The sequence below is a fragment of the Rhodococcus sp. PvR044 genome (assembly GCF_040548995.1).
Taxonomy (GTDB): domain Bacteria; phylum Actinomycetota; class Actinomycetes; order Mycobacteriales; family Mycobacteriaceae; genus Rhodococcus_G; species Rhodococcus_G oryzae.
Map to the genome: position 1 here is coordinate 143,161 of NZ_JBEPSX010000009.1, position 26,398 is coordinate 169,558.

A 26,398-nucleotide genomic window follows, 5' to 3' on the forward strand; every position below is an offset into this window, starting at 1 on the left:
AGATGTGTGCCCCACACTAGTGCTCCGCGCGGGACGCAAAGACAGGTGGCCCAGTGGGATGGATCACCCACTGCACCCGAGGTGAGGCTCAATACACGGCCGGCTCCGCCGCGCTACGCCTCGGTGCCGATGGTCGGCTCCGCTGCGCTACGCCTCGTCCAGCAGGTCGGCGGTCACCGCGGACTCCGTGTCCGGGATCCCCGTGTCCTTCGCCTTGCGGTCCGCCATCGACAGCAGGCGACGGATCCGGCCCGCGACCGCGTCCTTCGTCATCGGCGGATCGGCCAGCTGGCCGAGCTCCTCCAGCGAGGCTTGCCGGTGCTGCACCCGCAGGCTGCCCGCGGCGGCGAGATGATCGGGCACGTCGTCGCCGAGGATCTCCAGGGCCCTCTCGACCCGCGCCGCCGCGGCGACCGCGGCCCGCGCCGACCGCCGCAGGTTCGCATCGTCGAAGTTCGCCAGCCGGTTCGCCGTTGCCCGGACCTCCCGGCGCATCCGGCGCTCCTCCCAGGTCAGCCTCGTGTCCTGGGCGCCCATCCGGGTGAGCAGCGCGCCGATCGCCTCGCCGTCGCGCACCACGACCCGATCCGTGCCGCGGACCTCCCTGGCCTTGGCCGCCACACCGAGCCTGCGAGCCGCGCCGACCAGTGCGAGCGCCGCCTCCGGGCCAGGGCAGCTGATCTCCAGTGCCGAGGAACGACCGGGCTCGGTCAGCGAGCCGTGCGCGAGGAACGCACCCCGCCACGCCGCCTCCGAATCGACGACGCTGCCGCCGACGACCTGGGCGGGCAGCCCACGCACCGGACGGCCACGCAGGTCCAGCAGACCCGTCTGGCGGGCGAGGGCCTCGCCCTCCTTGGCCACCCGCACGATGTAGCGGGAGCTCTTGCGCAGCCCGCCCGCGCCGAGCACGTGCACGTCGGAGGAGTAGCCGTACAGGTCGAAGATCTCGCGGCGGAGCCGGCGCGCGGTGTTGCCGAGGTCCACCTCCGCCTCGACCACCACGCGCCCACCGACGATGTGCAGCCCGCCCGCGAACCGAAGCAGGGACGAGACCTCGGCCTTGCGGGCGGAGACCTGGGTCACCGCAAGCCGGCTCAGCTCGTCCTTGACCTCCGCTGTCATTGCCACGAAGTGGTCTCCCTTCCGGGGGTTGTCTGGCGTTCCTTCGGCACCGCGAGGCGGTCGAGGACCGCGGCGAGCTTGCCCGCGTGGTGTGTCGCACCGCCGTTGTCCGCAACGTCGGCGTAGGTCAGTTCGGCCCCCAGGAGCTGGGCGGCCCGGTGAAGATAGTCGCGCTCGCTGCCCTCCGGCACCGACGCCGAGTCGACGATGATGTCGTCGACCGTCAGCTCGGGCGCATGCTGGGACAGTACGTGCAGATGGCGCTCCGCCGAGAACCCCGTCGTCTCGCCCGGCTCGGCCACCAGGTTCAGGATCAGCGTCTTGCGCGCCCTGGTCTCCATCAGGGCCTGCACCAGCTCGGGCACCAGCACGTGCGGGATGACACTGGAGAACCAGGAGCCGGGACCGAGCAGCACCAGGTCGGCCCGCTCGATGGCGGCGACCGACTCGGGGCAGGCAGGTGGATCCGGCGGCAGCAACCGCACACGGCGCACCTTCCCCGGAGTGGTGGCGACGGCCACCTGCCCGCGGATGCACCGACTGACCCGCGGGTCGCTCTCCAGACCCACCACGTCGGCCTCGATGTCGAGCGCGATCGGCGACATCGGCAGCACGCGACCGTGGATGCCGAGCACCCGGCCCATCTCGTCGAGGGCGGCGACGGTGCCGCCCATCACCTCGCTGAGCCCGGCCAGGATGAGGTTGCCGACCGAGTGACCCGCGAGCGCGCCGGTGCCGCCGAAGCGGTGCTGCAGCGTCGCCGTCCAGGTCCGCACCTCGGGTGTGTCCGCCGCCAAAGCTGCCAGCGCCATCCGAAGGTCGCCGGGCGGGATCACGCCGAGTTCGGACCGCAGCCGACCCGAGGAGCCGCCGTCGTCTGCGACCGTCACGACCGCGGTGACGTCGGAGCTCACTCGCCTCGCTGCACCGAGGGTGGCGTAGAGACCGTGACCGCCGCCGAGGGCAACGATCGTGGGGCCGGCGGGAACCTCCGCGAAGGAGTCGGACGTCATTCGCGCCCCAGGTCCCGGTGCACGACCTTGACGGTCACACCCTGCTCCTGCTCCAACATGCCCGCAAGGGCCTCAGTCATTGCCACACTCCGATGCTTCCCGCCGGTGCACCCCACCGCAATTGTCATGTAACGCTTGCCTTCCCGACGGTATCCGTTGGTCGTCAACTCCAACAAATGCCGGTAGGTGTCCAGGTAGTCCCTTGCGCCGTCCTGAGAGAGGACGTAGTCGCTCACCGCCGCATCCCGCCCGGTGTGTTCGCGCAGTTCCGGAATCCAGTGCGGATTCGGCAGGAACCGCACGTCGCACACGAGATCAGCATCCATCGGCAGCCCGTATTTGAAACCGAAGGACTGCACGGTGATCGCGATCGCCCCGGTCGTCTCGCCGCCGAACGCGGACTCGATCTTCTGCCGCAGCTCGTGCACCGACAGCGACGAGGTGTCGATCACCAGGTCCGCGTCGGCCTTGACCGGCGCGAGCTGCACCCGTTCGGCCTCGATCCCCTCGATCAGGGTGCCGTCGACGCCGTCCTGCTGCAGCGGGTGGCTGCGCCGGACCTGCTCGAACCGTCGGACCAGCACCTGATCGGTCGCCTCCAGGAACAGCACCCGGGTCCGCGTCGCCTTCGATTCCACCTCTTTGATGACCGAGACGAGGTCGCCGGTGAACCGGCGACTCCGGACATCGATCACGACGGCGAGCTTGGGGATACGCGATCCGGGTTCGAGGCCGAGGTCGACCATCCGGGAGATCAGTTCGGGCGGCAGGTTGTCCGCGACGTACCAACCGAGATCCTCGAGCACGTTCGCCGCGGTACTCATTCCGGCGCCGGACAGGCCGGTGACCAACGCCACCTCCATGTCCGACTCCCCCTGCCCCGTCACGTCACTCACTCGACTCCCGCCCTCCTCAGTCCGTTTCCGTGCTGGTCGGAGCCCCCGAACTCACCCTCACCCGCCGTCGTGGCGGTCACGCTGGGACCATCATCCCCCACCGCGGCGTCCACCACCGGGTCATCCGCGCCCATTGATGTCGCGGCTTGTGCCGGATCGGGTTCGGCCCCGAGCGCGACCAGCACCGCCTTCGCGGTGGTGACCCCGATCCCGGGCACCTCGATGATCTCCTCCACGGTCGCCTGCTTGAGCTTGGCCACCGACCCGAAATGGGTGACCAGCGCGGTGCGCCTGGCCTCGCCGAGCCCGCGGACGGAGTCGAGCGCCGAGGCCGTCATCCGACGCGAACGCTTGCTCCGATGGAAGGTGATCGCGAATCGGTGTGCCTCGTCGCGCACCCGCTGCAGCAGGTACAGCGATTCACTGGTGCGCGGCAGGATCACCGGGTCCTCGTCGCCCGGCACCCAGACCTCCTCGAGCCGCTTCGCGAGGCCGACGACGGCGACATCGGTGATCCCCAACTCATCCAGGACGGCCGCCGCCGCCGCGACCTGTGGCGCGCCACCGTCGACGACGTACAGGTTCGGCGGATAGGCGAACCGCCGCGGCCTACCGGTCTGCGGGTCGAGTGCCGCTTCGGGCGCCTGGTCTCCCCCGTCGCCCGCGTCCGCATGGCCGGCGGCGTCCGTACCTGCCACGTCCGCCGCGTGCCGCAGGAAACGTCGACGCGTGACCTCGGCGATGCTGGCCACGTCGTCCGAACGCCCGTCCCCCGCAGCCTCTTTGATCGAGTAGTGCCGGTAGTCGGACTTGCGGGGCAGGCCGTCCTCGAAGACCACCAACGAGGCGACCACGTCGGTGCCCTGGACGTGACTGATGTCCACGCACTCGATCCGCAGCGGCGCCTGGTCGAGGTCGAGCGCTTCCTGAATCCCTTGCAGCGCCGCCGATCTCGAGGTGAGATCGCCCGCCCTGCGGAGCTTGTGCTGCGCGAGCGACTCCTTGGCGTTGCGCTGCACCGTTTCGGCGAGGGCCTTCTTGTCGCCGCGCTGCGGCACCCGCAGGGTCACCGCCGACCCCCGCAGGCCGCTGAGCCAGACCTGGAGTTCCTCGGCGTTCGGCGGCAACTCCGGCACCAGCACCTCGCGCGGCACCACCGTCGTCTTGTCCGCGGTCAGCCCGGGCTGATCGGTCATCGCGGCCTGTTCGCCGTAGAACTGGGTCAGGAACTGTTCGACCAGGTCTTCGGATCCACTCTCCCCGGAGCGCTCGACCACCCAGCCGCGCTGACCGCGCACCCGGCCGCCCCGGACGTGGAACACCTGGACCGCGGCCTCGAGCTCGTCGGCCGCGAAGGCCACCACGTCGGCGTCCGTCCCGTCGCCGAGCACCACCGCCTGCTTCTCCAGCGCCTTGCGCAGCGCCCCGAGATCGTCGCGCAGCCGCGCCGCGCTCTCGAAGTCCAGGTCGTCGGAGGCGCGCAGCATCTTCGCCTCGAGCTCGCGCACCAGTTTGTCGGTGCGCCCGGAAAGGAAGTCGCAGAAGTCCAGGGCGATGCGCCGGTGCTCGTCGGCGCTGACCCGGCCGATGCACGGGGCCGAGCACTTGTCGATGTAGCCGAGCAGGCAGGGCCTGCCGATCTGGTTGTGCCGCTTGAACACACCGGCCGAGCAGGTGCGGGCCGGGAACACCCGGAGCAGCAGGTCGAGCGTCTCGCGGATCGCCCAGGCGTGCGCGTACGGACCGAAGTACCGCACTCCCTTTCGGCGCGGACCGCGGTACACGAACAGCCGCGGGTACTCCTCGTTCAGGGTCACCGCCAGGACCGGATAGGTCTTGTCGTCGCGGTAGCGGACGTTGAAGCGTGGGTCGAACTCCTTGATCCAGTTGTACTCGAGCTGCAGCGCCTCGACCTCGGTGCCGACCACGGTCCACTCCACGCTGCCCGCGGTGGTGACCATCTGTCGGGTGCGCGGGTGCAGGGACGCGACGTCCGCGAAATAGGAGCTCAACCGGCTCCGCAGGCTCTTCGCCTTACCGACGTAGATGACCCGGCCGTGGGGATCGCGAAACTTGTAGACGCCGGGCGCCACCGGAATGGTTCCCGGGGCGGGGCGATAGGTGGCTGGATCGGGCACAACACCAGGCTAGTCGTCCCCACCGACCACCCCGGACAGCCGCACCGAGGGACCCCTTCGCCTGCTAGCGTCGGAAGCCGGGGCACGTAGGCCACTCGTTCTGGGGTGATCGGTGTGAGCACAGGCGACGCGATGCGTCTCGCGGCGGCGACCGCGACGGTCCTGACCCTGACGCTGGCGGTGGGATGCTCCGCCACCGACGACGGTGCGGCAGGACCGTGCACCATCGCGGCGAACGGCACGCCCATCGCCGCCGCACCCCTGACCCAGCCGCCCACCAGTGCGAACCTGTCCACTCATCCCGAGATCGCCACCGGATACCGCGCCGGGATGACCCCCGTCACGACGGCCACGTTCGCGGTGTCCACCGCGAACCCCGTCGCCACCGAGGCCGCTTGCCGGGTACTCGACGACGGCGGCACCGCGGCGGACGCGCTGATCGCGGCGCAGGCCGTGCTCGGTCTGGTCGAGCCGCAATCGTCGGGCATCGGCGGCGGGGCCTTCCTGCTGTACCACGACGCGGCGACCGGGACCGTCGACGCCTACGACGGACGTGAGACCGCGCCGATGGCCGCCACCGAGAACTACCTGCGTTTCATCGACGACGCCAACCGGACCGAGCCGACACCCTCGGCGCGGGCGAGCGGCCGCTCGATCGGCGTTCCCGGGGTGCTGCGCATGCTGGAGATGAGCCATCGCGAACACGGAAAGCAGCCATGGGACACCCTGTTCGAGCCCGCGATCGCACTCGCGGACAACGGGGTCGAGATCAGTCCCCGGATGGCGAGCTCGATCGCGGGCTCGGCCAGGGACCTGGCCGTCGACGAAGATGCGCGGACGTACTTCCTCAATCCGGACGGGTCACCGAAGCCGGAGGGCACCGTGTTGACGAATCCGGCGATGGCGAAGACGTTGGGGGCGATCGCCGCGGAGGGGGCCGACGCGTTCTACGTGGGGCCCATCGCCGAGGCGATCGTGGCGGCGACCGACGACCCGAGCGGAGGTCGCACACCCGGCGCGATGACCACCGCGGACCTCGCCGGATATCAGGCCAAGAAGCGCACCGCGTTGTGTATGGACTACCGAGGGCGCGAGGTCTGCGGGATGCCGAGCCCGTCGTCCGGCGGCACCGCGGTGGCCGCCACGCTGGGGATCCTGAGCAACTTCGACCTGTCGGCGTACCCGCCGACCGCACTCGACGCGGACGGCGGCGAACCCGACGCCACGGGCGTGCACCTGATCGCCGAGGCGGAACGACTGGCCTACGCGGACCGGGACAAGTACGTCGCCGACTCGGACTTCGTGCCGCTGCCTGGCAACTCCCCCGACACCCTGATCGATCCGGACTACCTGCGGGGCCGCTCGGCGCTGATCGACCCGCGCCGGAGCATGGGCACCGCCCAGCCCGGCGACTTCGGCCCGGTCGCCATGGGTACGCAGCCGGGCAACGACCACGGCACCAGTCAGATCACCGTGGCCGACCGGTACGGCAACGTCGCGGCGATGACCACCACCATCGAGTCGGCGTTCGGCTCCTTCCACATGGTCGACGGCTTCCTGCTCAACAATCAGCTGACCGACTTCTCCGCGCAGCCGACCGCGCCGGACGGTTCGCCGCTCGCCAACCGGGTGGAGCCGGGAAAGCGGCCGCGCAGTTCGATGGCCCCGACCCTGGTGTTCGAGCGGGGCAACGGGCACCGCGGCGAGGTGCTGCTGGCCGTGGGGTCCCCCGGCGGCTCCGTGATCATCCAGTTCGTGGTCAAGACGCTGGTCGGCATGCTCGACTGGGAACTCGACCCGCAACAGGCCGTGTCCATGGTCGATTTCGGCGCGGCGAACACACCGAAAACGAACGTCGGCGGCGAGCACCCCAACATCGAGGCCGCCGACAATGGCGCCACGGACCCACTGGTGCGGGCGTTGACCGAGATGGGCCACCAGGTTTCGACGGAACCGCAATCGAGTGGGCTGAGCGTGCTGGGGCGTCACGACGAGGGCTGGATCGGCGGCGCGGACCCGCGCCGGGAGGGCGCGGTGACCGGCGACGTCGTCGGGTAGCCGAAGTGCCAGGGGCGCAGCAACTTACGCGGAGGTGGAGACCAATTTCCGCCGACTCGGTGCGTGCGGATGGTTGCCACGCCCCGCGGGGGCGCGGCGACCGTCGGCCCGACGGAGGTCGGCCAGCCGCTGGGACGGCTGACAACCGGACGGCTGGGACGCGGCGGTCACGGCGGCGCGGGCGCGGTCGAGCCGACGGAGCTCGACGAAGTAGACCGCGCTGATCGCGACGTAGATGGCGGCCATGATGATCGGGCCGCATGCGAGGACGAGGAGGATTTCCACTGGACCTCCAATGCAATTGAGTCGGGCACCCGATCCGAGCGGTCTCGAATTCGACGTACTTGACTCGATCCACACTAGTGGGCTGGTACGCACCAAAAGGTCACAGCCGCGTGAACTCGGGCCGATCCGGACGTGGGATGGGACACACCTTTTCGGATACGAGAACGGCCCGACGCGCTCTTGGCACGTCGGGCCGTGGTGGTCGAGCGGGGCGCCTGGCAGATCTATTCGGCGTCCGCCTGCGCGTATTTCGATTCGAGTTCGCGGAACTTCCTGACCGCGTTCACGGCGTACTCACGGTCGTTCGCCTGGATCGCCATGGCCGGGATGTACTCGTCGTCGGGCAGCTCGATCCGCGCCCAGGCCGCCCCGTCCGGGAAGGTCAGGCCGCGCACCAGATCCCACTCTACGAACCGCTCGGTGAACGCGTTGCGCACCGAGACTCCACTGGCGTTGGCGCGTAGCCGCGGGCGGGTCAGCAGCAGCGCGCCGCCGGCGAGGATCCCGCCGATGCCGACCATCGCGAGCTGATCGATCAGCCGGAAGTACACGCCTGTCGCCGAGCTGCGCAGCAGCACCGCGAGCACGACGAACACCAGCACGAACACAGCCGCGACCGCCATCGCGTAGCGGGCGGACCGCTTGGACCGTACGTCCATCTCCCACGCGCTCATCGGAACGACTGCTCGGTCCAGGGCTGACGCAGGTGACGGAGCGTCACCGCGGTGTCGAGCGCGGCGGCACAGGCCTGACCGCCCTTGTCCTCGACGGAGCCGGGGAGTCCGGAGCGGTCCCTGGCCTGCTGTTCGGTGTCGGTGGTGAGCACCCCGTTGCCGACCGGGGTGCTCTCGTCGAGGGAGACCCGGGTGAGGCCGGCGGTGACGGCGTCGCAGACGTACTCGAAATGCGGGGTGCCGCCACGGATCACGACACCGAGCGCGACCACCGCGTCGTGGGTGCGGGCCAGCGCCTGCGCCACCACCGGCAGCTCGATGGCGCCGGCGACGCGGACGAGCGTGACGTCCTCGAGCTGGGCCTGCTCGGCCACCCGCTGCGCGCCCGCGACGAGGGCCTCGGAGATCTCGGCGTGCCACTGCCCGGCCACGATCGCGAGCTTGAGGTCCTTCGCCTCGTCGAGCTGGAGCTGTGGCAGCCCCTCGCCGCTCATACCGCGCCCCCGCTCTCGAAGTCGTCGAGACCGATCAGGTCGTGACCCATCCGGTCCCGCTTGGTGCGCAGGTAGGTGAGGTTCTCGGCGTTGGCGCGCAACGGCATCGGCACCCGCTCGGTGATCTGCAGGCCGTAGCCGTCCAGCCCGACCCGCTTGGCCGGGTTGTTCGTCAGCAGCCGCATGGACGAGATGCCGAGATCGACGAGGATCTGCGCGCCGATGCCGTAGTCGCGGGCATCCGCGGGCAGCCCGAGTTCCAGGTTCGCGTCGACGGTGTCGGATCCCGCGTCCTGCAGCTGGTACGCCTGCAGCTTGTGCATCAGGCCGATGCCCCGGCCCTCGTGACCGCGCATGTACAGGACGACGCCTCGGCCCTCCTGGGCGACCATGTCGAGCGCCGCGTCGAGCTGCGGGCCGCAGTCGCACCGCAGCGAACCGAACACGTCTCCGGTCAGGCACTCCGAGTGCACGCGGACCAGCACGTCGCTGCCGTCGCCGTCCGGACCGGCCAGGTCGCCGCGCACGAGGGCCACGTGCTCGACCTCGTCGTAGATGCTCTGGTAGCCGACGGCCTTGAACTCGCCGTGGTTGGTCGGGATCCGCGCCTCGGCGATCCGCACCACGTGCTTCTCGTGCTTGCGACGCCAGGCGATGAGATCCGCGATCGAGATCATGGCCAGGTTGTGATCGTCGGCGAAGACCCGGAGCTCGTCGGTCTGGGCCATGTGGCCCTCGTCCTTCTGGCTGACGATCTCGCAGATGACGCCCGCGGGACGCAGGTCAGCCATCCGGGCCAGGTCGACGGCCGCCTCGGTGTGGCCTGGCCTGCGCAGCACGCCGCCCTCCTTGGCGCGCAGCGGCACCACGTGGCCGGGGCGGGTGAAATCGCTCGCGCCCGAGTTCGGGTCGGCGAGCAGGCGCATCGTGGCGGCGCGGTCGGAGGCCGAGATGCCGGTGCCGATGCCTTCCTTGGCGTCGACCGTCACCGTGTACGCGGTGCCGTGCTTGTCCTGGTTGCTGGAGAACATCGGCGGCAGGCCGAGTCGGTCGCAGTCGTCACCGTCGAGCGGGACGCAGAGGTAACCGGAGGTGTAGCGGACCATGAAGGCCACCAGCTCCGGGGTCGCCTTCTCGGCGGCGAAGATGAGGTCGCCCTCGTTCTCGCGGTCCTCGTCATCGACGACGACGACGGCCTTGCCTGCGGCGATATCGGCGACTGCGCGCTCGATACTGTCGAACCTGGTCACGTGGTGCGCTCCATCAAAGTCATGAATAGCTCTCCGTGCACCCGTAAGTGCACCTCAACAGTACGACCCCGACTCCTCGGGCCCGAAATTCGGCTACCGGCCGGCGGTCTGCAGACGCTCGACGTACTTCGCGATCACGTCCACCTCCAGGTTCACCGGGGTACCGGGGGCGGCACCGCCGAGGGTGGTCATCTCGAGGGTGGTGGGGATCAGCGAGATCTCGAAGAACTCGCCGCCGTCCCCGTCGCGACCGAGGGCAGACACGGTCAGCGAGACGCCGTCGACGGTGATCGAGCCCTTCTCCACCACGTAGCGGGCGATCGTGTCGGGCAGCGAGATCCGGACGACCTCCCAGTTCTCCGACGGCGACCGGCTGATGACGGATCCGGTGGCGTCGACGTGTCCCTGCACCAGGTGGCCACCGAGGCGGCTGTTCAGCGCCGCGGCCCGCTCCAGGTTCACCCGACTGCCGACGTCCAGCGCGCCGAGGCTGGAGCGGTTCAGCGTCTCCGCCATCACATCGGCGGTGAAGGAGTCGCCGCCGAGCACCTCCACCACGGTCAGGCAGACGCCGTTGACCGCGATCGAGTCGCCGTGCCCGGCATCGGAGGTCACCAGCGCGCCACGCACGGTGAAGCGGGCGGCATCGGCCAGGTCCTCCTTGGCGACGATCTCACCCAGTTCTTCGACGATCCCGGTGAACACTTCAGTCCGCTCCTCAGTTGTTGGTTCTGTTCTGTTCATTCTCGTCCTCGGCTCGCACGCCGCGGTCGCCGGGCGTCAGGCTCAGCAGCAGATCCGGCCCGAGCGTCTCGACGGACTCCCGGTGGAACCGGAGCGCCTGCGCGATGTTCGTGACCCCAGCATCCTCTACGGCGGCCGCCCCCGCGCCGAGCAGTACCGGTGAGAGGAACGCCAGGATCCGGTCCACCAATCCCGCCTCGAGGAACGCGCCGGCCAGACGGGGTCCGCCCTCGAGCAGGACATCGGGCAGATCGGCCAGCGCCTCGACCACCTCGCGGGGGTCACGGGTCCGCAGCACCAGGGTCGGCGCCGCGTCGTCGAGCACCCGGGCCGAGGCCGGGATCTCGCGCTCCCCCACCACCACTCGCACCGGCTGGTGATCGGCGAGGCTGCCGTCCGGATTGCGGGCGGTCAGCCACGGGTCGTCGGCGAGGACGGTGCCGGTGCCGACCACGATGGCGTCAAGCTTGGCGCGCTCCCGGTGTACCCGCGCCCTCGCCTCGGGGCCGGTGATCCACTGGCTGGTGCCGTCGGCCGCCGCGCTGCGTCCGTCGAGGCTCGCGGCGAACTTCCAGGTGACATGGGATCGTCCGGTGCGCTGGCGGTGCAGCCAGGCGCGCAGCGGCCCGAGTTCGACGTCGTGGGCACCGAAACCGGGCAGCACGTCGATCCCCGCCGAACGCAGGGTCTGCGCGCCGCCCGCGGCCTGCGGATGGGGATCGTCCACCGCGAAGAGCACCCGGGACACCCCGGCCTCGATCAGGGCGAGCGCGCAGGGGCCGGTCCGGCCCTGGTGGTTGCAGGGCTCGAGGGTGACCACCGCGGTGCCGCCCCTGGCCCGGCTGCCCGCGGCGCGCAGCGCCATCACCTCGGCGTGCGGTCCGCCGACCGGGCTGGTCGCCCCGACGCCGACGACCGCGCCGCTCTCGTCGAGGATCACGGCGCCGACCGGCGGATTGGGGCTGGTGGTCCCGCGCACCCGCTCGGCGGCATCGACGGCGAGCCGCAATGCCGCCGACTCGGACTCGGTCGGCTCCGACCCGGGGGCGCGACGGGGACCGGGCACGTTAGTGGGCCAGGGTCAGGTGCGGCGAGGCCGACGCGGCCTGCGCGCGCAGCGCGCGAACGGCCTCCGCCGGGTCCGAGGCCCCGTAGACGGCCGAGCCGGCGACGAAGCAGTCGACGCCCGCCTCCGCGGCCGCCTCGACGGTGTCGGTGTTGATCCCGCCGTCGATCTCGACCAGCAGGGTCAGCTCACCCGAATCGACCAGCTTGCGCACCGCGCGCGCCTTGCTCAGCACCTCGGCCATGAAGGACTGCCCGCCGAAGCCGGGCTCGACGCTCATCACGAGCAGGGTGTCGAACTCCTTGAGGATCTCCAGGTAGGGCTCGATCGGGGTGCCGGGCTTGACGCTGAGGCCCGCCTTCGCGCCCGCCGCCCTGATGTCGCGCGCGACCGCGATCGGATCGTCGGTGGCCTCGGCGTGGAAGGTGACGTTGTGTGCGCCCGCCTCCGCGTACGGCGGCGCCCAGCGGCCGGGGTTGTCGATCATCAGGTGGCAGTCGAGCGGGATGTCGGTCGCCTTGAGCAGGCTCTGCACGACCGGGAGCCCGAGCGTCAGGTTCGGCACGAAGTGCGCATCCATGACATCGACGTGCAGCCAGTCGGAACCGGCCACGGCGGCGGCCTCCTCGGCGAGCCGGGCGAAGTCTGCGGAAAGAATGGACGGAGCGATCATCGGGTGAGCCACAAGTCGCCAGCTTAGTTGGTGCGCGAAGCCTCTTCGACGTGGCGCTTGCGCAACCTCGCGGGCGCCCTGATCCGCCAGGCCTCGGCCACGAGTTCGATCAGCTGTTGCCGATCCACCCGTTCTAGGTCGACCAGGATCGCGCCGTAGCCGTCGTAATGCGGCGTCGTGAAGAACGCGGGGTCGCCGGAGGCCAGCAGCGCCTCCTTCTCCTCCAGTGCGCACAGCAGCATCAGCCCGCCCTCGGCCTCGCTGCGCAGCCGCGCGAACCCCTTGCCGCCGACCTTGAGCGCGGGGGTGTTGTACGAGGTGGACACCTCGACCTCCGGCAGGCGCTCCGCGATGTCGACGACGTCTTCCCAGGTGTGCATGAGTTCAGATTGCACCCGCCAGCATCCCCGGGCTTGGACGTATGGGCAGTTACGCTCGAACGGTGACGCGCGACCGCATCATCCGCCTCCGGCGCGAGGCGTGGGGATTCGCCATCGGATCGATCTTCTTCGCCGTCGGGGCGGTACCGCAGTACGCCGAGGCGGTCGGCGTGGTGGCCACCAACCTCACGTTCTTCGTCGGCGCCATCTTCTTCACCCTCGCCGCCCTGATCCAGCTCGTCCTCAGCGGCAGGCAGCCGCCTCGGCGCGGCACGAACCCCGCCGACCGGGCGGACTGGTGGGCCGCCGCCATCCAGTTCGCAGGCACGCTCTGCTTCAACGTGAGCACGACGGAGGCCCTGCTCACGGTCATGGATGCCGATGCGCACCTGTCGGACGGCTGGCGCCCAGATGCCTTCGGATCGATCTGCTTCCTGGTTTCCAGCGGACTCGCCGTCGTGGCCACCAGGGATCGCCACACCCTGTGGGACACCCACGCCCGCACCTGGCACGGCACCTGGCTCAACATGCTCGGCTCGGTCTTCTTCGGGCTGTCGGCGGTCGGCGCGTACGCGCTTCCCACGACCGGCGACCTCCTCAGCCTGTTCTGGGCGAACCTGGGCACCTTCCTCGGCGCGCTGTGCTTCCTCGCCGCGGCGCTGCTGAGCCGGCGTTCCATCCACGCGGATGGAGCGCCGGCCCCGGTGTCCTGACCCGGCCGGGCCGGTTCAGCAGCAGGAGCCCTGCGCGGGCGCGGCTTCCTCCGCCGACGTCGAGGCGCAGCACACTCCGCCAGCGGGTGCCGCGCTCGCGGCCAACTCGAGCGAGGACGGTCCGGTGCCGAAGGTCTCGCTGTCGGCGAGCACCGTGTACACCTCCCACTTCTCGCCCGCGGGGCCGGTGACCCACACCTTGTCCTGGGTCGCGAAGCAACAGGTGGTGCCGATCTCCTCGTCGGTGAACAAGCCCTCGCCGGTCAGCCGGGCGATCTCCTCGTGCACCACCTCGCTCGATTCCACCTCCACGCCAAGGTGATTGATGCTGCCGCCCTTGCCTGGGTTCTGCAGCAGCACCAGCTTCAGCGGCGGCTCGGCGATGGCGAAGTTCGCGTAGCCCTCGCGCAGCTTGGCCGGTTCGGTGTTGAACAACTTCGAGTAGAACGCGACCGATTCGGTCAGGTCGTCGACGTTGAGGGCGAGCTGTACTCGGGACATGAGAACCTCCAGTGAGACATATATCGAATTAGATACCGCCAACTATGGCACCTTTTTGACATATGTCAACAGACTGGCATGATGGACGGCATGCCCAAGGCCCTGCCATTGCTGGATGTGTCCGCACCGATCTGCTGCGCCCCGGTGGCGGCGGGCCCGATGACGGACGAGGCCGCGCTGCACGTGGCGCTGCGACTCAAGGCGCTCGCCGACCCGACCCGGATCAAGCTGATGTCGATCCTGCTCACCAACCCCGACGGCGAGGCCTGCACCTGCGACCTCGCCGCGGCGATCGAGCTGACCGAGTCCACGGCCAGCCACCACCTCGCCCAGCTGAAGAAGGCGGGCATGGTCGAGTCGACGAGGCGCGGCATGAACGTCTACTACCGCGCCCGCGCCGACTCGCTCGAGGCGCTGCGCCTCGTGCTCGACCCGAACTGCTGCTGACCGGTCCGGTTACTCCGGCTTGCGCAGCGCCGCCATGAACATCGCGTCGGTGCCGTGCCGGTGCGGCCACAGCTGCACACCGGGACCGTCACCCAGCTCGGGCACGCCCGGCACCAGTTCCCTGGTGTCCAGCGCCACGACGCCGTGCCTACGGACCGCGTCGGCGACCACGCCGACGGTCTCCGACAGGTGCGGGGAACACGTCGAGTACAGGACGACCCCACCGGGCCGGACCAGCGAGATCGCCGACGCCAGGAGCTCGCGCTGCAGCTTGACCAGCGCAGCCACATCGGTGGGCTGACGGCGCCAGCGCGCCTCGGGGCGACGCCGCAGCGCGCCGAGGCCGGTGCACGGCGCGTCCACCAGCACCCGGTCGAATCCGGGTGCGAGGCCGGGTTCCCGACCGTCCGCGACGTGTACGTCCACCGGCAGGCCCTTGGTCGTCTTGCGGACCAGGTCCGCCCGGTGCTCGGCCGGCTCGACGGCATCCAGCCGCGCGCCCTCGATATCGGCGAGGGCGCCGAGCAGCGCCGCCTTGCCGCCCGGTCCAGCGCACAGATCGAGCCAGCGTCCACCGTCGGCACCGAGCAGCGGCGCCAGCGCCAGCGCCCTGGCCACGAGCTGGCTGCCCTCGTCCTGCACACCCGCGAGGCCCTCGCGGACCGCGTCGAGCTGGCCGGGGTCGCCGCCGTCGAGGTGCACCGCGTACGGCGAGTAGGGGCCGATCTCGCCCCCGGTCACCAGGGCGAGCTCCTCCGCCGAGATCTCCCCCGGTCGCGCCACCAGATGCACCGACGGCCGGGCGTCGTCCGCCGCCAGCACCCGCTCGATCTCGCCCGCGTCAGGGCCGAGCGCATCGGCGAACGCCTGCGCGATCCAGACCGGATGCGCGTACTCGAAGGCCAGGTGTCCCACCGGGTCCGAGCTCGCATCGGGCGCCAGCTCGGACACCCACTGCTCCTCGCTCTTCTCGGCCACCCGGCGCAGCACCGCGTTCACGAAACCTGCCTTGCCGCCACCGAATTCGCTGCGGACCAGGTCCACCGAGGTGGCCACCGCCGCGTGCGGGGCGACCCGGGTGCGCAGCAGCTGGTAGGTGCCAAGGCGCAACACATCGAGCAGAGGTCCGTCGATCTCGTCGATCGGCCGTCCCGCGCCGCTGGCGATGACGGCGTCGAGCAGGCCCTGCGCGCGGCAGGCCCCGTAGGCGAGCTCGGTCGCCAGGGCCGCGTCCCGGCCGTCCATCTTCCGGTCGCGAAGCAGACCGGGCAGCACCAGGTTTGCGTAGGCGTCGCGCTCGCGCACCGCGCGCAGCACGTCGCGGGCCGCGACCCGGGGCCGATCGACCCCGCTCGCGGACGGGTCGGGCCTGCCGGCCTGGCGCGGCCGGGTGTTCGGGCCGCCCTTCGCGCCCTGCTTGTCGCCGCCGCGCGACTGATCGCGCTTTCCTCGTGCGGGCCTACGGGATTCGGTCACAGTGCACGCACCTCGGGTTCGAGGCGCGCTCCCCGCGCCCAATCGGCGGCCGCCATGGCCTTCTTACCTTGTGGCTGAACCTGACTCAGCCGGACCGCGGTCGTCGCGGTTCCGACATAGCAGCCGTCCTTGCGGACCAGGAATTGTCCCGGCTCCAGGGTCTCGTCGGTGACCTGCACCGGACCGACCTTGAGCCGCAGCTCCCCCACCTGCGTCCACGCACCGGGCGCTGGGGTTACCGACCGGACCAGCCGATCGACCGCCTGCGCAGGCTGATCCCACCGGATCCGGGCCGATTCGACGGTCACCTTCGGCGCGTGCGACACGCCCTCGGTCGGCTGGGGCACCGGCGTCGTCGCGCCGTCCTCGATGCCGTCGAGCACGGACTCGAGCAGCACCGCGCCACCCTCCGCGAGGCGGCCGAGCAACTCGCCCGCGGTGTCGGTGTCGCGGATTCGCTCGGTCATCACCCCGAACACCGGCCCGGTGTCGAGACCCTCTTCCAACAGGAAGGCGCTCGCGCCGGTCATGTCGTCGCCCGCGGCGATCGCCGCCTGCACGGGCGCGGCTCCGCGCCACGCGGGCAGCAGGGAGAAGTGCAGGTTCACCCAACCGTGCCGCGGCACGTCGAGCACCGGTCGCGGCAGCAGCGCGCCGTAGGCGACCACCGGGCAGCAGTCCGGCTCGAGTGCGCGCAGCCGATCCAGGAACTGCGAGTCGGAGGCTCGCGCCGGCGTGAGCACCTCGATGCCGTGCTCGTCTGCGAGCTGCCCGATCGGCGATCGGGCGACCTTCCTGCCCCGACCGGCGACGGCGTCCGGCCTGGTCACGACCGCGACCACCTCGTGCCGGGAGGACTTCAGCAGCCGTGCCAATGACGGCACGGCGGGCTCGGGGGTACCGGCAAAGACGATCCGCATGTCAGCGCACCGTCCTGCCGAACGGACCGGCCTGCGCCGGCTCCGGGGTACCGAACCACTGCGACTGACGGATGGTGCGCATGGCGTCCTTCCTGGCCTCCTGGTCCAGCCGGTCCAGGAACAGGACCCCGTCGAGATGATCGGTTTCATGCTGGAAACACCTGGCCAGGATCCCGGTGCCGTCGATCGTGATCGGCTCGCCGTACTTCGAGAAGCCCGTGGCGACGGCGTTCATCGCCCTGGTGCACTCGGCGCGCACGCCCGGAATCGACAGGCATCCCTCGACCCCGGTCTGGACCTCGTCACCGATCACGCGAACGGTCGGGTTGATCAGGTGTCCCGCGGCGCCCCCGCAGTTGTAGGCGAACACCCGCAGGCTCACGCCGATCTGAGGTGCCGCGATACCTGCCCCGCCCTCATCGTCCATGGTGTCCTCGAGGTCCGCGACGAGCTTGTGCAGTTCCCGGTCGAAGTCGACCACCTCGTCCGCGCGGGTTCGCAGAACGGGATCGCCGAACAGGCGAACGGGCTGAATACTCACGAATCTGCTCCCACGGTTCTCGTCATGTCTGGTCCGACGTCACGAACAGTCTAGGGAAGCCCGCGGGTCCCCCATGACACCCGCGCGCTCCACGACCACGAGAAACACTCCGGCCGCGGTGATGTACACCGCACCCGAAGGGGTATTGACTGGGCCCTGGCGCAATCCGAGTGCCGAACTTCGGTGCGCCGACCGTGAAGTTCCAACTCAGATGGAGGTCACAGTGGCGGGAACCACCGTGGCCGATCTCGGCATCCGTTCGGGTTCCCACAACACTCGATCAAAACTGGTTCGCGCACCTTAGGATTCGCGGCATGTCGTCCCCGAAGCGCAAGTGGCCCCGTCGTGTCCTGCTCGGTTCCCTGGTCCTGATCGTCGTGGCACTCGTCGGTTTCTTCACCATCGCGCCGGGCGCCATCGAGCGGAGCATGAACAAGGTGGTGCCCGCCGATCTTCCTGAGGTGACCGCGCAGACGCGGAGCCTCCACGACAGCCTGCAGATCGCGGACATGCACTCGGACACCCTGATGTGGGATCGCGACCTCCTCAAGCGTTCCGGCCGGGGCCACATGGACCTGCCTCGCCTCCAGGACGGCAACGTGGCATTGCAGGTCTTCTCGTCCGTCTCCAAGTCGCCGAAGGGCCAGAACTACGACGCCAACTCGGACGAGACCGACAACATCGAGCTCCTCACGATCGCCCAGCTGCAGCCGCCGCGGACCTGGGGCTCGCTTCTCCAGCGATCGCTCTATCACGCGGAGAAGCTCGAGAACGCGGCAGCGGATTCGGACGGTCAGCTCCGGTTCGTGAAGACGCGAGAGGAGCTCGCGGCGCTGCTCGCGGACCGCGCGGCGGGACAGAACGTGACCGGCGCCCTGTTCTCGGTCGAGGGTCTGCAGAACCTCGAGGGCAAGGCCGAGAACCTCGACGCGCTCTACGACGCAGGCATGCGGATGGCGGGTTTCACCCACTTCTTCGACAACGAGGCGGCCGGCTCGATGCACGGTGAGGCCAAGGGCGGCCTGACCGATCTCGGACGGACGGTCTTCGCGGAGATGGAGCGGCGCGGCATCATCGTGGACATCGCCCACGCCAGCCACCCGGCAATCAAGGAGATGCTCGAGCGTGCGACGCGGCCCCTCGTCGCGAGCCACGGCGGCGTGCAGGCCACCTGCAACGTCAACCGCAACCTCACCGATGACGAGATCCGCGGGGTGGCGGCCACCGGCGGCGTGGTCGGTATCGGCTACTGGGACGCGGCCGTGTGCGAGCTGACCCCGGCCGCCGTAGTCGACGCGATCGAGCACGTGATCGAGGTCGGCGGCCTCGCGACGGCGGCGCTGGGCAGTGACTACGACGGAGCGACCACGGTCGCCTGGGACACCAGCGAGATCGCGGTGATCACCCAGGAGCTGCGCGACCGCGGCCGCAGCGACGACGAGATCCGGGCGATCATGGGCGGCAACACGCTGCGCGTGATGGGCGAGGTGCTGCCCGCCGGCTGAGACGCCGCGGCACGCACGACCGGGTCAACTGCCGTCGCTGCTGCCGCCACCGAAGTTGCTCTCGTACATCATCTCGGGGATCCCGGTCCCCAGCGCCACCGGGGCGCAGACCGGTTCCGGGGCAACGGGATCGAGCGCACGGAGCACGAGGCCGATGGTGAACGGGTCGTAGACCATGTTCATGTGTCCGGTCCGGTCTTCCGGGCACAGCGCCTGGATGGTGACGTTCGTCGCGCCCCGGCCGCGCAGGGCGACATTCGACGCGGGCTGGATCATCTCGTCGTACTGGGTGCCGATGGTGGTGTAACTCACGCCCGGGACGGTGTCGGCGGGCTCGTTCAGCGCGTCCAGGAATGGTGAACCCTGGATCTGTTGGCCGACGGCCTGTCCGAGCACGGCCTCGATGGCCTCGGCCCCGCCAGGGATTCCGTCGACGACCGGAGCCAGCCCGTAAAAGATCCCGCCGTACGACGGCGACGCCACCCCGACCCACCGCTCGACCGCCGCGGCCCCACCGAGCCGGTTGACGAAGTATCTCGTCACCGTCGCGCCCTGGGAGAAGCCGACCAGGTCGACTTTCTCGGCTCCTGTTGCTGCACGCACCCGCTGCACGAAGTCCGCGGTCTGTTGACCACTGATCCGCATGTCCTCGGTCCCGAACGAGTCCCCGCCGGGCCTGCCCCCGTAGTTGAGGGCGAAGACGCAGTACCCGGCCGCCTTGAGCGCGGGCGAGATCGCGGACCAGTCGGAGTAGGCGTTGGCGTCGGTGCCGTGCGCGAGGATCACCGGACGCGGATGCGCGCCGGATGGCTTGCAGGAGAAGTCGTTCGATCCGGGCGGGGTCGTGCCGGGATGCTCTCGGGCGAAGGCGGCCGCGTCGACATGGGTCGCCTGCACAGGCCCGCGATTCTCGGGGACCTCGGAGATCGACCCGGCGCCCTGGGTCGTGCTGGATTGGGCGTCAGCGGACGAGAGCGGGAGGACGGCGGCGGCGCACGTCAGCGAGATGATCGCGACGACCCTGCGACCCGCTCCCACCCCTGACGCCCTCGTATCGATCCGGTTCACGATCCACATCATGCGCGCGGTGGCCGCGGCCCCGGGACCACCGGGCGGTCACGATTTCAGCACGGTCCGGTTGGGGTTCGGTCACCGATCACTCGTCGGGCTCGGACTCGGTCTCGTCCGAAGCCGGGGTGGTGGCCGTCGGGTTCGGATCATCGGCGAGAATCCGATACAGCGCCCGGCGGGACTCGGTGAGCACCTCGCCCGCCTTGCGGATCTGGTCCGGGGTCCCGACCGCGGCGACCTGGCCGGCCGCACCCATCAGCTGTCCGATCAGTCCGCGCAGGTCCTGCGCCTCCTGGCCCACCCCGGCGCTGACCTCGTCCCACGGGTTCCCCAGGTCTGCCTTGTTCTCCTCCACGTACGCGACGCCCGTTTCGGTCAGGCGCGCGGTCTTGCGGCCTGCCACCTTCTCGATCAACACCAGGCCCTCGTCCTCGAGCTGTGCGAGCGCCGGGTAGATCGAGCCGGGGCTCGGCCGCCACACGCCGTTGCTGCGCTCGACGATCCGCTGGATCAGTTCGTAGCCGTGCATCGGCCCCTCGGCGAGGAGCAGCAGCACCGCGGCGCGCACGTCGCCGCGCCGCCCGCGTCCACCGCGCCCGCGCCCACGGCCGAGCCGCTGACCGCCGGGACCGTGGCCGGGCCCGAAGGCCATACCAGGACCGAATCCGGGGCCGAATCCGTCGCGACGACGATCGCGCCCCTCGCGTCCGGGCCTGCGCCTGCCGCGCCCGTGGTCGTGCTCTCGTTGAATGTGTTCCATGTCAGCCTCCTACGACTGTTCGCGTCAATTATGTCTTCGACGATATATCGACAAACAGTCGGTGGCAAGGGGATGGCTGGCCTCACACTCGAAATGGGTGTGACACGGGTCCCGCGTCAGCTCGAGATGCGGGCTTGAATGCCGTCGAGGAGGAAGTCGAGTCCGATGCGGAAGGTTTGGTCGGCGTCCAGGTGGACGCCGTCGCGAATGACCGTGGACAGCGCGGGGAATCGGCCAGTAGCGAAGGTCCGCTCGAGGTAAGGCCCGAAGGCGGTCTGCCACTGCGTCTTGTCCATCCCGCTGGCCCGCTCGGCGCGCTGTTCGGTGATTTCCCGACGCACCGCGCCGATCACGTACGCATTGACCGCGTCAACCACCGGCATGATGGCGTCCACGTCGACGCCGCCCATCGCGGCCACCACGGCTTCCCCTCTTGCCAACGCATGCGGCCCGAGCTGGGGGCGCCCGCCGATCAGGTCGGCAAGCCATTCGTGCTGGTGAGCAGCCTGTCTGGTGGTTTCAGCAAGGGACCGCAAGACCTCTCGCCAGCCGTCTCCGGCCGGCCGCACCTCGGCGTAGACCGAATCGACCATCAGGTCGAGCAACTCGTCCTTGGTGGTGATGTAGCCGTACAACCGCATCGGCCCGACGTCCAGTGCGGCGGCAACCTTGCGAACCGACACCGCCGCCAGCCCGTCCGCGTCCGCCAGCCGGATCGCGGCTCGCACGATCCGCTCCCGGCTCAATGGGGCAGGCACCGGTCGATCCGGCGGCTCCGGCCTCTCCCACACCAACATGCCGCCGACGATACATCGCATGGTTCGATACAGTGTATTGAACGAATCGGTGTATCGAAGGGGGCGACTGTGACCATCACCATTGTCGGAGCCGGACTGGGCGGCCTGACCCTCGCCAGGGTGTTGCAGGTGAACGGCGTCGACGCCGTCGTGTACGAACGTGAGCTCTCGCGCGGCGCGCGTGGCCAGGGCGGCATGCTCGACATACATTCCGGGCAGCGAGCGCTGCGCGAGGCCGGCCTGATCGACCAGTTCGACGCGATCGCCCGCGGCGAAGGACAGGACATGCGCCTTCTGGAGCCGGACGGCACCTTGCTGCTCCAGGAGGGCACGCCCGACGACGCCCCGCTCGAGAGACCCGAGGTCGACCGCGCCGATCTGCGCAACCTGCTGCTGGATTCCCTCCCTCAAGACGTGGTGCGCTGGGGGCACGCGTACGAATCCGCCGACAACGGCCGCCTTCACTTCGCCGACGGGAGCAGCGCGACGTATGACCTGCTGGTCGGCGCGGACGGCGCGCAGTCCCGGGTCCGCGCGCTGCTCACCGACGCCCGCCCGGCTCATATCGGGCAGAACGTCGTGGAGGTCGGCATTCCGGACATCGACCGCACGCACCCCGACCTCGCGGCGATGGTCGGGCGCGGCAACTACTGGGTGCTCGGCAACGGACTTTCCCTGGCGGCGCAACGCAACGGCGACGGCCGCGTTCGCATCGGCCTCAGCTTCTATAACACCGGTGAAGACTGGTTCGCTACCTGCGGGATCCCGTTCGATGACCCGGCCGCCGCCCGGGCGCGGCTGATCGACCTGCTCCCCGGTTGGGACTCACGGTTCACCGCGCTGATCGCGGCGTGCGACGACACGGTCGTGCCGCGGTCGATCACCACTCTCCCTGCCGGCCTGACGTGGCCGTCGGCGCCAGACGTCACGCTGGTCGGCGATGCCGCGCACCTGATGCCGCCGGTGGGAGAGGGCGCCAACATGGCGCTGCTCGACGGCGCGGTGCTCGGTCTCGCGCTGGCCACGCACCCGGACGACTTTCCCGCCGCCGTCAGAGAATACGAACGCGAGATGTTCGACCGCACCAGCGCTGCCGCCCGGATGTCCACACGCATGCAGGAAATCCTGATGTCGCCGGACGCCAGCCGGAGAATGCTCGCCTTCTTCCAACCTGGCTGAAATGACTCCGGTTCACGGCCGGTGACCGCGGACCGTCCACGCCCGCGCGCACAGGAGGACGGCACCGGAGGCGTTCCGCGGGGTCGTGGCGCGAAGACTCTCCCGCAGGGCGGCCCGATGGTCCTCGGGCAGGCTCGCGCAGTACCCGGGGGCGGGACCCTGACCACCGAGGAACGGGCGCCAGAAGTCATCGAAGTCCGCGAAAACGGTGTCCACCTCGACCTGCCCCACCCTGACCCGGGTCAATCCCGCCGAACCGAACAGCTCGCGCAGTGGCTCGGGGCGGCACAGGGGGAACCGGGCTCCTTCGTCGACCGCGGCGGCGGCCGGGTCCAACTCGATGGCGGCGTCCCAGAACAGCCGGATCATGTCCATACCGTCCGCGTAGTCCCACACGCAGGAGGCGACCAGCCCGCCAGGCCGGGTGACCCGGATCATCTCGGCCAGGGCCGCCCACGGATCGGGTACGAAGTTGAGCACCAGCGCGGAGACGACCCGATCGAACTCGCCGTCGGCGGCAGGGATCGCGGCAGCGGAGCCGAGCCGGAACTCCGCACGCCCATCCGAACGAAGCGCGGCGGCGGCCAGGAACTGGGCCGAGGGGTCGACCCCGAGGACCCGCGTCGGCCGCTCCGTGGCCAGGATCACCTGCGTCAGCGAACCCGTCCCGCACCCGACGTCACACCACACGGCCGCGGGCAGCGGCGGCAGACCGCGAAGGAACTCGACGGCGGCCAGGCGGCTCCACCGGCCCATGTAGCGCTGATAGTCCTCGCCGCTCGCCCACTGCTCCGGCCGAGCTCCCATGGCACTCCTCGCGACCGACTCAAGAGGGTGAAACGCCCGCGCTAACAGTTGAATTCGCGGTACGCGAATCCATCTCGCCCGTGCAGCACCACCTTCGCCGGGTGATGCGCGTGCGCCAGTTCACGGGCGGCGGCGATCGCCTCCCGCTCGGTGCCGTAGTAGTTGTGCTCGCGCGAACCGTACTGGTGCACCTCCCAGCAGTGCGCCGCGTCGCCCTCGTGGGGCAAGACGTCGTAGGTCCTGCGCGTTGTCGATGGCGTTGCCCGCTTCATGCCGAGCCTCCTCGGACTCAGACGGTTGAACCACGAATCCACTTCCAGTGAACGCCCTGCCCGTTCCTAGCACAACCGCCGGTCCGTGGCCGCCGGTGGTGGCGGAGCGGACACCGAATGTCTACGCCTGCGGCGCGAAGAACTCGAGAGCGATGTTGTCCGGATCGCGGAAGGACAGACCGGATCCGTAATGTGCCGACTTGATCCCGCCATGCTCAATCCCAAGGGCGTCGAGCCGATCCCGCCATCGGGGCAGCTCGTCGGAGGAACACCGGAACGCGATGTGGTCGAGACCGACGTGCCGTTCATCGAATGTGGTGGGGGCACCACCGCCGGTGTGGGTGTGCAGTCCGAAGAGCATTCCGTCGTCGAGTGCGAACACCGTGTGGTGGAAGGTTCCCGACTCCTCGTCCTCGTCGAGCACTGGCGCCGCCCCGAACAATGCGCTGTACCACGCGGTGCTGGCGGCCAGGTCGGATACCGTGACGGCGACGTGGGCCAGGCCCGGGAAGCTGGACATCTTCTGCTCGATTCCTCGAAGGACTCGTTCCATGGTTGATTCCGCACCGGTTCTCAACCTATCGAGCAATGTTCTTCGGCGGGGTGAATCGGGAGGCCTCAGCCGATCCGGACGGGGTCGATCTGCACGCGGACCGACCCCGCTTCACGCCGGGCGCCGCGCACGGCCTGCGCCTCGGACAACGCCCTCGCCAGGGCGCCGCCGCTCCCCCGCGGCACCCGCAGCAGCATCCGCTCGACATCGGCAGGCTCCGGACCGTCACCAGAGAACGGCAACCGTTCGCCCGGCGGCAACGGCACCGGACCGAGCCGCTCCACCACGTCGGGCAGTGTCGCGTTCGCCAGCAACGCCTCGATCGCCTCGCGCGAGCCGTCCACCGCGGCGATGTGCACGGTCGGCGGGAATCGGACCTCCGCCCGCTCGTCGAGCTGAGCCTGGGCCGCGCCAACCGGATCCCAGCGCACCAGCGACTGGACAGTGGGCAGGCCCGAGTCGGCGACCACCACGACCCGCCCGCCCTCGCCGGCGGGACGCACCAGCGAGCCCGCGGTCATCCAGCGTCGCAACGTCTCCTCCTCCGCCCGCAGGTCAGCCCGCCCCAACAACGCCCAACCGTCCAGCAGCAGCGCCGCCCCGTAGCCGCCCGGCATCACCGGCTCGGCCCCGACGGTCGCCACCACCAGCCGCGGGCCCGGCTTGACCGCCGCCGTCACCTCGGTCCCGCCGGAATGCGTCACCGCGACGCCGGGGAAGGCCCTGCCGAGCTCCTCCGCGGTCCGGCCCGCCCCGACGACCACGGCGCGCAGCGATCGCGACCCGCACGCGTTGCACCGATGGGTGGCGTCGGCGACGCCGCACCACCGGCACGTCGGGGTACCGGCACCGTCCGGTCCCACCGCCGACGCCAGCGACATCGGACCGTTGCACCGTCGACACCGGGCGGGCGCCCGGCACTTGCCACAGGCCAGGGACGGAACGTATCCGCGGCGCGGCACCTGCACGAGAACGCCCGCTCCCGCCTTGAGCGCCTCCCTGGCCGCGGCGAAGGCGATCGCGGGCAGTCTGGCCGCCCTGGCCCCCGGGTCCCGCGCCAGCGCATGATCACTATCGGCGAGGGCGGTGACCTGCGGCGACTTGGCCCGCACCTCGGCGCGGTCGGCCACCAGGTCGTGCGCCCAGCCCGAGTTCACCAGCGCCTGCGCCTCGGCGGTCCTGGCGTGACCACCGACCACCAGGGCGCAGCCGCTCGCGTGCGCCCGCAGCAGGGCCACCTCGCGGGCATGCGGGTACGGCGAGCGCGGCTCGGAATGGCTGTCGTCGCCGTCGTCCCACACCACGATCAGGCCGAGGTCCGGCACCGGCGCGAACACCGAGCTCCTGGTTCCGACCACGATCCGGGCGGTGCCCCGAAGCGCCGCGAGCCAGCGGCGGTACCGCATCGCGGGACCGAGTCCCGCCGCCAAAGGGACCACCAGATCGTCGCCGACCAGGTCCACAGACGCGGCCGCGACCCGGTCCAGGTCCTTCTGGTCGGGCACCACCAGCACCGCGGTCTGACCGCGCGCCACGACCACCGCCGCCAGCTCGGCCAGCCGGGCGGGCCAGTCCTCTCCCGGAAGTGCCTGCCAGACCGCCCGCGGACCGCGGCCCGCCCGCACCGCCGAGACGAAGGCCTCGCCGTGCACGTAGCTCGACCAGGCCTCGCAGCCGGGTGACGGGGGAAGGGGCCCCCGCTCGGCCGTCGGCTCGGCCTCCACGCGCGCGTGCCGGGGCGGTATCGCCAGCCGCAGCACGTCCGCCCTGGTGCCCGCGTACCGCTGGGCGACGGCGTCCACCAGCGCGGCGATCTCCGGTGTCAGCACCCGCTCGGCACCGACAACGCGGTCCAGCCAGCCCAGCTTGCCGGGGTGCTCGCTGGTCGCGATGCGCTCGACTAGGAACCCGTCCACCAGCCTGCCCGCGAAGCGGATGCGCACCCTCACCCCCGGCTGGGCCTGCTCGTCGAGCTCGCGCGGTACCCGGTAGTCGAACTCGCGGTCCAGGTGCGCGAGCGGCAGCATCGGGATCACCCTGGCGACGGGCAGCTCCGCCGC

Annotated in this window: 28 protein-coding genes; 5 read left to right on the forward strand and 23 right to left on the reverse strand. The window is 70.3% G+C overall.

The genetic code is table 11. The features are described from left to right. Positions 1-147: 147 nt before the first annotated feature. From whiA to uvrC, 4 genes are read right to left on the reverse strand one after another with little or no spacing between them, the layout of a single operon-like run. Complete coding sequence (gene whiA / locus ABIC28_RS20370) at positions 148-1,131, reverse strand: DNA-binding protein WhiA (protein ID WP_077041526.1); 984 nt, start codon at positions 1,129-1,131, stop codon at positions 148-150. After that, positions 1,122-2,138 (reverse strand): gluconeogenesis factor YvcK family protein, encoded by a 1,017-nt coding sequence (locus tag ABIC28_RS20375; protein ID WP_097209872.1) that lies wholly within the window; start codon positions 2,136-2,138, stop codon positions 1,122-1,124. Before ABIC28_RS20375 ends, whiA begins: the two co-directional genes overlap by 10 nt. Continuing rightward, positions 2,135-3,001: an RNase adapter RapZ gene (gene rapZ / locus ABIC28_RS20380; protein WP_354580648.1), complete on the reverse strand. Its 867-nt coding sequence runs from the start codon at positions 2,999-3,001 to the stop codon at positions 2,135-2,137. The genes ABIC28_RS20375 and rapZ overlap by 4 nt, the downstream gene beginning before the upstream one ends. Before the next feature lie 29 nt (positions 3,002-3,030). Then, the gene (uvrC, locus tag ABIC28_RS20385) at positions 3,031-5,172 is read right to left on the reverse strand and encodes an excinuclease ABC subunit UvrC (RefSeq protein ID WP_354580548.1); all 2,142 of its coding nucleotides are present in this window, start codon (positions 5,170-5,172) and stop codon (positions 3,031-3,033) included. Positions 5,173-5,304: 132 nt separating this feature from the next. Here uvrC and ggt point away from each other — a divergent pair, with 132 nt between their 5' ends. Next, the gene (ggt, locus tag ABIC28_RS20390; protein ID WP_354580650.1) at positions 5,305-7,230 is read left to right on the forward strand and encodes a gamma-glutamyltransferase; all 1,926 of its coding nucleotides are present in this window, start codon (positions 5,305-5,307) and stop codon (positions 7,228-7,230) included. 24 nt (positions 7,231-7,254) lie between these two features. Here ggt and ABIC28_RS20395 read toward each other — a convergent pair whose 3' ends face one another. The 8 genes from ABIC28_RS20395 to ABIC28_RS20430 form a co-directional block, all read right to left on the reverse strand. Further along, entirely contained in the window at positions 7,255-7,515 is a 261-nt protein-coding gene (locus tag ABIC28_RS20395) for a hypothetical protein (protein WP_209926273.1), read from the reverse strand. Positions 7,516-7,739: 224 nt separating this feature from the next. Beyond that, positions 7,740-8,189 carry a PH domain-containing protein gene (locus ABIC28_RS20400; protein WP_136909300.1) on the reverse strand — a complete coding sequence of 150 codons (450 nt, stop codon included), beginning with the start codon at positions 8,187-8,189 and terminating at the stop codon, positions 7,740-7,742. Continuing rightward, positions 8,186-8,683, reverse strand: a complete 498-nt coding sequence (gene ribH / locus ABIC28_RS20405) for a 6,7-dimethyl-8-ribityllumazine synthase (RefSeq protein ID WP_097209876.1) — start codon at positions 8,681-8,683, stop codon at positions 8,186-8,188. Before ribH ends, ABIC28_RS20400 begins: the two co-directional genes overlap by 4 nt. Next, entirely contained in the window at positions 8,680-9,933 is a 1,254-nt protein-coding gene (locus ABIC28_RS20410) for a bifunctional 3,4-dihydroxy-2-butanone-4-phosphate synthase/GTP cyclohydrolase II (protein ID WP_097209877.1), read from the reverse strand. The genes ribH and ABIC28_RS20410 overlap by 4 nt, the downstream gene beginning before the upstream one ends. Positions 9,934-10,026: 93 nt before the next feature. Continuing rightward, complete coding sequence (locus ABIC28_RS20415; RefSeq protein ID WP_209926271.1) at positions 10,027-10,638, reverse strand: riboflavin synthase; 612 nt, start codon at positions 10,636-10,638, stop codon at positions 10,027-10,029. A 13-nt stretch (positions 10,639-10,651) separates the two neighbouring features. Further along, the gene (ribD, locus tag ABIC28_RS20420; protein WP_354580551.1) at positions 10,652-11,743 is read right to left on the reverse strand and encodes a bifunctional diaminohydroxyphosphoribosylaminopyrimidine deaminase/5-amino-6-(5-phosphoribosylamino)uracil reductase RibD; all 1,092 of its coding nucleotides are present in this window, start codon (positions 11,741-11,743) and stop codon (positions 10,652-10,654) included. Between the two features lies 1 nt (position 11,744). Then, positions 11,745-12,428 carry a ribulose-phosphate 3-epimerase gene (rpe, locus tag ABIC28_RS20425; RefSeq protein WP_097209880.1) on the reverse strand — a complete coding sequence of 228 codons (684 nt, stop codon included), beginning with the start codon at positions 12,426-12,428 and terminating at the stop codon, positions 11,745-11,747. Between the two features lie 11 nt (positions 12,429-12,439). After that, a complete protein-coding gene (locus ABIC28_RS20430) occupies positions 12,440-12,796 on the reverse strand; it encodes an MmcQ/YjbR family DNA-binding protein (protein ID WP_097209881.1) in 357 nt (118 codons plus the stop codon). Positions 12,797-12,858: 62 nt separating this feature from the next. Here ABIC28_RS20430 and ABIC28_RS20435 point away from each other — a divergent pair, with 62 nt between their 5' ends. Beyond that, the gene (locus tag ABIC28_RS20435; RefSeq protein ID WP_097209882.1) at positions 12,859-13,509 is read left to right on the forward strand and encodes a hypothetical protein; all 651 of its coding nucleotides are present in this window, start codon (positions 12,859-12,861) and stop codon (positions 13,507-13,509) included. Positions 13,510-13,524: 15 nt separating this feature from the next. Here the strand turns inward: ABIC28_RS20435 and ABIC28_RS20440 are convergent, their stop codons facing one another. Continuing rightward, positions 13,525-14,010, reverse strand: a complete 486-nt coding sequence (locus ABIC28_RS20440) for an ArsI/CadI family heavy metal resistance metalloenzyme (protein WP_097209883.1) — start codon at positions 14,008-14,010, stop codon at positions 13,525-13,527. 90 nt (positions 14,011-14,100) lie between these two features. Here ABIC28_RS20440 and ABIC28_RS20445 point away from each other — a divergent pair, with 90 nt between their 5' ends. Continuing rightward, a complete protein-coding gene (locus ABIC28_RS20445) occupies positions 14,101-14,457 on the forward strand; it encodes an Rv2640c family ArsR-like transcriptional regulator (protein ID WP_097209980.1) in 357 nt (118 codons plus the stop codon). A gap of 9 nt (positions 14,458-14,466) precedes the next feature. Here ABIC28_RS20445 and ABIC28_RS20450 read toward each other — a convergent pair whose 3' ends face one another. From ABIC28_RS20450 to def, 3 genes are read right to left on the reverse strand one after another with little or no spacing between them, the layout of a single operon-like run. Then, complete coding sequence (locus ABIC28_RS20450) at positions 14,467-15,933, reverse strand: RsmB/NOP family class I SAM-dependent RNA methyltransferase (protein ID WP_097209884.1); 1,467 nt, start codon at positions 15,931-15,933, stop codon at positions 14,467-14,469. Beyond that, positions 15,930-16,853 (reverse strand): methionyl-tRNA formyltransferase, encoded by a 924-nt coding sequence (gene fmt, locus ABIC28_RS20455; RefSeq protein WP_097209885.1) that lies wholly within the window; start codon positions 16,851-16,853, stop codon positions 15,930-15,932. Before fmt ends, ABIC28_RS20450 begins: the two co-directional genes overlap by 4 nt. A gap of 1 nt (position 16,854) precedes the next feature. Beyond that, positions 16,855-17,394: a peptide deformylase gene (def, locus tag ABIC28_RS20460; protein WP_097209886.1), complete on the reverse strand. Its 540-nt coding sequence runs from the start codon at positions 17,392-17,394 to the stop codon at positions 16,855-16,857. Positions 17,395-17,708: 314 nt separating this feature from the next. Between def and ABIC28_RS20465 the strand changes: the two genes are divergently transcribed. Beyond that, positions 17,709-18,899, forward strand: a complete 1,191-nt coding sequence (locus ABIC28_RS20465; protein ID WP_097209887.1) for a dipeptidase — start codon at positions 17,709-17,711, stop codon at positions 18,897-18,899. Positions 18,900-18,923: 24 nt separating this feature from the next. On the opposite strand, the gene ABIC28_RS20470 is transcribed toward ABIC28_RS20465, so the two are convergent. From ABIC28_RS20470 to ABIC28_RS20480, 3 genes are all read right to left on the reverse strand, one after another. Beyond that, complete coding sequence (locus ABIC28_RS20470) at positions 18,924-19,967, reverse strand: esterase/lipase family protein (protein WP_354580557.1); 1,044 nt, start codon at positions 19,965-19,967, stop codon at positions 18,924-18,926. 88 nt (positions 19,968-20,055) lie between these two features. Further along, complete coding sequence (locus tag ABIC28_RS20475) at positions 20,056-20,730, reverse strand: PadR family transcriptional regulator (protein ID WP_097209888.1); 675 nt, start codon at positions 20,728-20,730, stop codon at positions 20,056-20,058. A 116-nt stretch (positions 20,731-20,846) separates the two neighbouring features. Then, entirely contained in the window at positions 20,847-21,458 is a 612-nt protein-coding gene (locus ABIC28_RS20480) for a TetR/AcrR family transcriptional regulator (RefSeq protein WP_354580559.1), read from the reverse strand. Positions 21,459-21,596: 138 nt separating this feature from the next. On the opposite strand from ABIC28_RS20480, the gene ABIC28_RS20485 reads away from it, so the two are divergent. Continuing rightward, a complete protein-coding gene (locus tag ABIC28_RS20485) occupies positions 21,597-22,706 on the forward strand; it encodes an FAD-dependent oxidoreductase (RefSeq protein ID WP_354580561.1) in 1,110 nt (369 codons plus the stop codon). A gap of 12 nt (positions 22,707-22,718) precedes the next feature. Here the strand turns inward: ABIC28_RS20485 and ABIC28_RS20490 are convergent, their stop codons facing one another. From ABIC28_RS20490 to ABIC28_RS20505, 4 genes are all read right to left on the reverse strand, one after another. Then, positions 22,719-23,513, reverse strand: a complete 795-nt coding sequence (locus ABIC28_RS20490) for a class I SAM-dependent methyltransferase (RefSeq protein WP_354580563.1) — start codon at positions 23,511-23,513, stop codon at positions 22,719-22,721. Between the two features lie 41 nt (positions 23,514-23,554). Then, complete coding sequence (locus ABIC28_RS20495; RefSeq protein WP_169310482.1) at positions 23,555-23,785, reverse strand: DUF2188 domain-containing protein; 231 nt, start codon at positions 23,783-23,785, stop codon at positions 23,555-23,557. Between the two features lie 121 nt (positions 23,786-23,906). Beyond that, positions 23,907-24,305 carry a VOC family protein gene (locus tag ABIC28_RS20500; RefSeq protein WP_354580652.1) on the reverse strand — a complete coding sequence of 133 codons (399 nt, stop codon included), beginning with the start codon at positions 24,303-24,305 and terminating at the stop codon, positions 23,907-23,909. 98 nt (positions 24,306-24,403) lie between these two features. Then, on the reverse strand, positions 24,404-26,365 hold the full coding sequence (locus ABIC28_RS20505) for a primosomal protein N' (RefSeq protein ID WP_502945054.1): 1,962 nt from the start codon (positions 26,363-26,365) through the stop codon (positions 24,404-24,406). Between the last annotated feature and the right edge of the window lie 33 nt (positions 26,366-26,398).